This window comes from Xenorhabdus sp. NBAII XenSa04 (assembly GCF_963866145.1).
Taxonomy (GTDB): domain Bacteria; phylum Pseudomonadota; class Gammaproteobacteria; order Enterobacterales; family Enterobacteriaceae; genus Xenorhabdus; species Xenorhabdus indica.
The window spans coordinates 19,672-27,355 of the sequence record NZ_CAWMEB010000451.1 but is presented as its reverse complement, the minus strand read 5'-3'; the positions used below and the strand labels follow the sequence as shown (position 1 = coordinate 27,355).

General features: G+C 43.3%; 3 protein-coding genes. All 3 read right to left on the bottom strand.

Annotation, left to right across the window (positions count from 1 at the left end):
- Positions 1–222 precede the first annotated feature (222 nt).
- Entirely contained in the window at positions 223–732 is a 510-nt protein-coding gene (locus AAC147_RS19795) for a hypothetical protein (RefSeq protein WP_047684205.1), read from the bottom strand.
- A 562-nt stretch (positions 733–1,294) separates the two neighbouring features.
- The gene (locus AAC147_RS19790; protein ID WP_047684203.1) at positions 1,295–2,713 is read right to left on the bottom strand and encodes an FAD-dependent oxidoreductase; all 1,419 of its coding nucleotides are present in this window, start codon (positions 2,711–2,713) and stop codon (positions 1,295–1,297) included.
- Positions 2,714–2,722: 9 nt separating this feature from the next.
- Complete coding sequence (gene gltB / locus AAC147_RS19785; protein WP_047684201.1) at positions 2,723–7,180, bottom strand: glutamate synthase large subunit; 4,458 nt, start codon at positions 7,178–7,180, stop codon at positions 2,723–2,725.
- Between the last annotated feature and the right edge of the window lie 504 nt (positions 7,181–7,684).

Below are 7,684 nucleotides of genomic sequence, written 5' to 3'. Positions count from 1 at the left end.
AATTATGAAAAGGTATTTAGCTTGTTCCATAAAGATTTTGATAATATGGTTCTTGGCATGATGGGCTGGGGTAATAGTTTTTTCGCGAAGACAATGATACCAGATTATCATGCTGTTCAAATTCCCCTCACAAAACGTCAACACGCCCTAATAAGCCGATAAAATAAAGGAGATGAAAATCTCCTTTATTTTTAGTGGTATTTATTAGCTATTAATATTGTATTATAAATATTCAGTGTAAGACTGGTTCAACTCCCACTGACATATCTCTATATTTTCTCTATCCTTTCTGCTTGCTGATTTTTTGGCTGCGTTTAAACTTTTAGCTACATTTCGAACAAATTGCTCTTTATTTTCCAAACCTGTTAATGTTGGTGGGATATTACAGATATCACTTGATAAGGAAGGTTTGCGTTTGTTTGCCAGTGTTAGAACTTCAACAGGATTATTAATCAGGGCAAAAGATAAGGAATTAAAAATCTGTTTGGAAAAGTCTTGATGTATGTTGGGAGTTAATTCAAAAGCGATTTTTACCCATTCAGGATTTCCGGTCGTAATATAATGAGCGATTTCATTCCTTTTACCTTGCTCACCTATTTCAGCAACGATGGAATTCACTCCCCTCTCTTTTACTTGCTGTCTGATTTCTGTAGGAGCGGATAAACCAGCGACCGAAGGGGAGCTAATTAAGAGTATGAAAGAGAGCAGAGGTATTTTAGTTAGTAAACGCATTTAGTTCTCGGGGCTACTATTATGTAATTAATTTTAAATTGTTTATTATTTAATTAGTTTACTTGAAAGAGCAGACTTCAAATCTGTAATTTACGTATAAATCATCATCTTATTTCATTAATCCCTCATATCTTCTTTATATCCTGGAACCATATGCTGAAATCTTTCTTTAAAAAGAAATCAAACCTATTTTTAAGATTAACCAAGATATTAAATTCAAATATTTACTTTTGGGATATAAGAATAGTCGCATAACATAAAAAAATACAATGATCATGGTAGTAAAAGGGAAATCATCACTATCTCCATAGGAGGTGGTGGTTTTAGAGCACAATTTTCTGTACACACAAAAAATGTACCAGATGAATCAAAAAAGATCAATAAATTGATCGGTATTAACGATCAATTATTTATATATTGATAGAATTAATCAATCAAATGAAAATGATCACTAAATCCAACAAGAGGTGGTTTTAGGATGACAACAAAAAAGAAGTGAGAGTCTATTTTGTGAGATTTTCTCCGATCAAAAGACCGGAGAAAAATTTAGGATAAAATGAAATTAAACCCCAAGGTAATCAAGAATGCCGGAGGCGGCTCCCCTGCCTTCAGCAATGGCAGTGACGACTAAATCAGAACCTCTGACAGCATCTCCACCAGCAAAAATTTTAGGGTTGCTGGTTTGGAAAGGAAAATCACTGGATTCGGGAGCGATAATACGCCCTTGTTGATCAAGGTTGACCTGATATTCATCCAGCCATTGCATCGTATGTGGTTTGAAACCAAACGCCATAATCACAGCATCAGCTTCAATGATAAACTCTGAATCTGGAATGATTTCAGCCTGGCGTCGGCCTTTTTCATCCATTGCACCTAATTGTGTTTTAGCTACTTTGACACCTCGAACATGGCCTTTATCATTGACTTCAATGCTGACTGGTTGGAGGTTGAATTGGAATTCAGCACTTTCTTCCCGGGCATTTTTCACTTCACGGCGAGAACCCGGCATATTGTCTTCATCCCGCCGATAGGCACAGATCACATCGGTTGCACCCTGACGAACAGAAGTACGTACGCAGTCCATTGCTGTGTCACCACCACCCAGAACCAAAACCCGCTTATCTTTCATATCAATATAGGGTTGTTCCGGTAATTCTTCATAGCCCATTAAATGACGGGTATTGGCAATTAGAAAAGGCAGAGCATCATATACCCCGCCGGCATTTTCATTTTCCAGGCCACCATGTATGGACTGATAAGTTCCAACGCCCAAAAAGACGGCATCAAATTGCTTTGTGAGTTCAGCAAGTGTGACATCTTTCCCTATCTCTGTATTCAGACAGAATTTGATACCCATTTCGGTAAAAATTTCTCTGCGTCGGCTCATGACTTCTTTTTCCAGTTTAAACGCAGGAATACCAAATGTGAGCAATCCGCCGATTTCAGGATGTCGATCGTAAACGACAACCTGTACACCATTGCGTGTCAGAACATCAGCACATGCCAATCCAGCAGGACCTGCTCCAACGACGGCGACTCGTTTGTCTGTCGTGTTCACGTGTGACATATCGGGTTTCCAACCCATCGCAATAGCAGTATCGTTAATATAACGTTCAATATTACCGATAGTGACGGCACCAAAGTCGTCATTCAGTGTACAGGCACCTTCACAAAGACGATCCTGTGGACAAACCCGCCCGCAAACTTCCGGCAGGCTATTTGTTTGATGGGATAGCTCTGCTGCTTCAATAATGCGGCCTTCATTGGCTAATTTTAGCCAGTTCGGGATGTAGTTGTGTACCGGACACTTCCACTCACAATACGGATTTCCACATGCGAGGCAGCGATCTGCTTGCGCCTGTGCCTGAATTTCAGAAAAAGGCTCATAAATTTCCACAAATTCTATTTTTCTAATTTTCAACGCTTTTTTTGGGGGATCGACACGCTGTAGATCGATAAATTGATAAACATTTTGACTCATTCTTAACTCCTACTGCGCCTGAATCCGCAATTCTGCGGAGGAGCGGCTGCGGTGCCCCAACAGTGCACTGACATCACTGGACTTAGGTTTAACCAGTGCGAATTTATTGACCCATTGTGACCAGTTTTCCAGAATACTTTCACCGTGCTGTGAGCCGGTCAGTCGAACATGTTCGGTGATTAATCCGCGTAGGTGTTCTTTATGAATGGAGAGAGTATCAATTGAGAGGACTTCGACTAATTCAGAGTTAACCCGTTTGCGGAAAGCATCCGATTCATCGAGAACGTACGCGAATCCTCCTGTCATACCTGCACCAAAGTTGACCCCTGTGTTACCCAGAACACAGACTATTCCACCAGTCATATATTCACAGCCATTATCTCCGATACCCTCAACCACGGTGATGGCACCTGAATTTCTTACTGCAAAGCGTTCACCAGCACATCCGGCGGCAAATAATTTTCCGCCAGTTGCACCATAAAGGCAGGTATTGCCAATAATCGTTGCTTCGTGACTTTTAAATGCAGAACCTACCGGAGGCAAAATAACAATCTGTCCACCTGCCATGCCCTTGCCGACGTAATCATTGGCATCACCGGTTAATGTTAATTCAACTCCGCCTGCGTTCCAGACCCCAAAACTTTGTCCGGCTGTTCCTGTAAAATGTAACTTTATTGGGTTACCCGACAGTCCCTGATCACCATGTATTGCGGCAATCGCGCCAGACAGTGATGCCCCGACAGAGCGGTCAGTATTCTGGATATCAAAATAGAATTTTTTACTCTGCGCCTTTTTTACAAAAGACAGGGCCTGATTGATAATAGCTTTATTGAGCACGCCCTGATCAAAGGAAGGGTTATCTTCAGTGCAATACTGGGCTTTGCCTTCATGGGGCTGTGCTGTTTCCAGTAAAGGTTCAAGATTGAGTTTGCTTTGTTTGGCAGAGATACCTTCCAGTATTTCAAGCAAATCTGTGCGGCCAATCAAATCTGTTAATTTGCGCATTCCCAGTTGAGCCAGAATTTCACGCGTTTCCTGTGCGATAAAGCGGAAATAATGAATTACTCGTTCAGGCAGCCCGTGATAATGAGACTGACGCAATTTCTCATCTTGTGTTGCTACTCCGGTTGCACAGTTATTGAGATGACAAATTCTCAGGTACTTACAGCCGAGCGCAACCATTGGTCCCGTACCAAAACCAAAACTTTCTGCACCTAAAATAGCGGCTTTGATAATGTCCACACCTGTTTTTAACCCGCCGTCAACCTGAAGACGAATTTTATGGCGTAGGCCATTAGCGACCAGCGCTTGCTGAGTTTCTACTAAGCCCAGTTCCCACGGACAACCGGCATATTTCACAGAGGACAGAGGGCTTGCCCCTGTTCCTCCGTCATAGCCAGCGATGGTGATTAAATCGGCATAGGCTTTTGCTACTCCGGTAGCGATGGTTCCTACACCCGGCTCTGAAACCAATTTCACAGAAATCAGGGCATTGGGATTGACCTGTTTCAGATCAAAAATTAATTGGGCCAAATCTTCGATAGAATAAATATCGTGATGCGGTGGTGGCGAAATCAATGTCACACCGGGAATCGAATAACGTAGTCTGGCGATGTAAGGTGTTACCTTATCTCCCGGTAATTGTCCGCCTTCACCGGGTTTTGCTCCCTGGGCAACTTTAATTTGAATGACATCGGCACTGCTTAAATAAGCGGGAGTGACACCAAAACGCCCAGAGGCAACTTGCTTAATCCGGGAAACTTTTTTCGTACCATAGCGAGCAGGATCTTCTCCACCTTCGCCGGAATTGGAGAAACCACCCAGTGTATTCATTGCTTCAGCCAGTGCTTCATGTGCTTCAGGGCTTAGCGCACCAATTGACATCGCTGCGGTATCAAAACGTTTGAACAGTGCTTCGGCGGGTTCGACTTCTTCAATGGGAATCGGATCTCCTTTTGGCGCGATTGCCAGCAGATCGCGTAATGTTGTGATAGGGCGGCCGTTGACCAATTGTGAGTACTTCTGGTAATCACTGTACTTGCCGCTATGAACGGCTGCTTGTAATGTACTCACGACATCAGGGTTATAAGCGTGATATTCCCCATTGTGGACATATTTCAGTAATCCACCTTGATCGATCGTATGGCGGTGCAGCCACGCCCGTCTGGAAAGGTTACGCAAATCTTGTTCAAAATCGTTGAAATCAGCCCCTTCAATCCGGCTGACAACCCCATTGAAGCAGAGATCTGTTATTTCAGAATGTAAGCCGACGGCCTCAAACAACTTAGAACAGCGATAGGACGAAATCGTGGAGATGCCCATTTTGGACATAATCTTATATAACCCTTTATTGATACCATTGCGATAATTCAGCATCACACGGGCATATGGGGTATTGATTGTGCCATCATCGACCATTTTGCCCAATGATTCATACGCCAAATAAGGGTAAACAGCGGTAGCACCAAAGCCAAGCAATACCGCAAAATGGTGTGGATCGCGGGCACTGGCAGTTTCGACTATCAGGTTGGCATCACAACGCAAACTTTTTTCCACTAAACAGTGCTGGATGGCACCAACTGCCATTGGGGCAGGGATCGGTAATCTTTCTGGAGAAATATTACGGTCGGATAAGACCAGCAATACTGCACCATTACGGACACGTTTTTCTGCTTGTTCGCACAGGGTTGAAACTGCGGTCTTGAGATTAGTTTCTTGTGGGTTAAACGTTAAGTCCAATGTTTCTGCGCGATAATAAGAGCTTTGCTGTGTTGTCAGTTGCACAAAATCAGGATAGAGCAGTACCGGGGATGCGAAACTCAGGCGGTGGGCCTGTCCTTCAGCTTCACAAAAGACATTCATCTCCCGGCCTATGCGGGTGGACAGCGACATAACATGTGCTTCACGCAGCGGATCGATGGGAGGATTGGTCACTTGAGCAAATTGCTGGCGGAAATAGTCATAGATTATGCGTGGGCGGCTGGAAAGTACGGCAAATGGTGTATCATCCCCCATTGAACCTGTTGCTTCCTGGCCATTCTCGCCGAGTACGCGGATGATTTGATCCAGTTCTTCATTACTGTAGGCAAACTGTTTGTGATAGGTTGCCAACATGCGATCATCCAAATCCCGGGTGCCAACTTGTTCTTCTGGTAATTTCTCGAAAGGAATCAGGTGCCTGACATTCTTTTCCAGCCACTCTTTATAAGGATGGCGGCTTTTCAAATCGTTATCGGTTTCGGCAGAATGAAGAATTCGGCCTTTCCGGGTATCGATTACCATTAATTCACCTGGACCGATACGTCCTTTTTCTACGACTTCATCGGGTTGGTACTCCCAGATCCCGACTTCTGAAGCACAGGTGATCAGTTTATCCTTCGTAATGACATAACGTGCCGGCCGTAAACCGTTGCGGTCGAGATTACAGGCTGCATAGCGCCCATCAGAAATAACGATACCCGCCGGACCATCCCACGGCTCCATATGCATGGAATTAAAATCGAAGAAAGCCCGCAGATCGTCATCCATATCCGGGTTATTCTGCCATGCAGGAGGAACCAGTAAGCGCATTGCGCGGATCAAATCCATACCGCCGTTGAGAAATAGTTCCAGCATATTATCCAGTGAACTGGAGTCTGACCCCGTTTCGTTGACAAAAGGAGCCGCAGTGTGTAAGTCAGGGATCAAAGGCGTGCGGAATTTATAGGCTCTCGCTTTGGCCCATTCGCGATTTCCGGTGATTGTGTTGATTTCACCATTATGAGCCAGATAACGAAACGGCTGTGCTAATGGCCAGCGAGGGACGGTATTCGTTGAAAACCGCTGATGGAACAGGCAGATCGCTGACTCCATGCGTAAATCTGCCAAATCCGAGTAGAAGCGAGGCAGATCAGCCGCCATACATAGCCCTTTGTAAATCGTGACCAGATTGGAGAGGCTGCAAATATAAAAATCGTCATCGGTAATACGTTTCTCTATACGGCGACGGGCAATGAATAGACGACGTTCTAAATCCTGTGATCGCCATCCGGCAGGGGCATTAACAAAAATTTGTTCAATGCGGGGAAGGCTTGACAGTGCGATGTTGCCTAAGATATCGCGATTTATAGGGACTTCTCGCCATCCGGCAATGGACAGCGTTTCATTTTCTAATTCTTGTTCGATAATATCGCGGCATGATTGGGCTATCTGGCTATCCTGGCTCAAAAACAACATACCGACAGCGTAGTTTTTTGCCAGTCGCCATGATTGTTCATTGGCAATCATCTGGAAAAACCGGTCAGGTTTTTGCATTAATAAGCCGCAGCCGTCACCTGTTTTTCCATCTGCCAGAATTGCTCCCCGATGTTGCATCCTGGCAAGTGCATGTATTGCTGTGCGCACAACCTTGTGGCTTGGTTCTCCTTCAATATGTGCGATTAATCCGAAGCCACAGTTATCTTTTTCCTGTAATTTGTCATACAACATGGTAAAGCTCCCAAGTTCTGTCCGACTCTTACATCACTCACGAGATGATATAGATTATTATTGCTACAGGCGTCTGAATTGCGCCCTCAGTCAAATACCATTTGTTAGGTTTTGTTTTATCGGTAATAACTATTTGTCAGTCATAACCGTTAATAAAAACAGCAGAGCGAAATGATATTGTGTTTTTGTATAAGGTCACTGCATAAATATGAGTTGGAGAAATAACCAACCGGTAATTTTCAGTGAATTCCCAACTTAGCGAGAAAAATAAAACAGGTCAAATAATGCCAGATCATGTTTTATGTCATTGAAAAATACATATCATTTTGAATTAAAATAAAAATATGGTTATTGCCTTATTATGTGACTCAGATCATGACTTAGAGATGATGTGAGTTATATCACTAATTTATCCATAGTATGTATTTTAAATATGCTTATAAAATGACTTTTTTTAGATTATTAATCTTTATTTATGAATTTTATTGGCATGTTATTGTGTAT

Coding starts and splice junctions, on each gene's coding strand:
- gltB (WP_047684201.1), bottom strand. CDS start 7,180: ATGTTGTATGACAAATTACAGGAAAAAGATAACTGTGGCTTCGGATTA.
- AAC147_RS19795 (WP_047684205.1), bottom strand. CDS start 732: ATGCGTTTACTAACTAAAATACCTCTGCTCTCTTTCATACTCTTAATT.
- AAC147_RS19790 (WP_047684203.1), bottom strand. CDS start 2,713: ATGAGTCAAAATGTTTATCAATTTATCGATCTACAGCGTGTCGATCCC.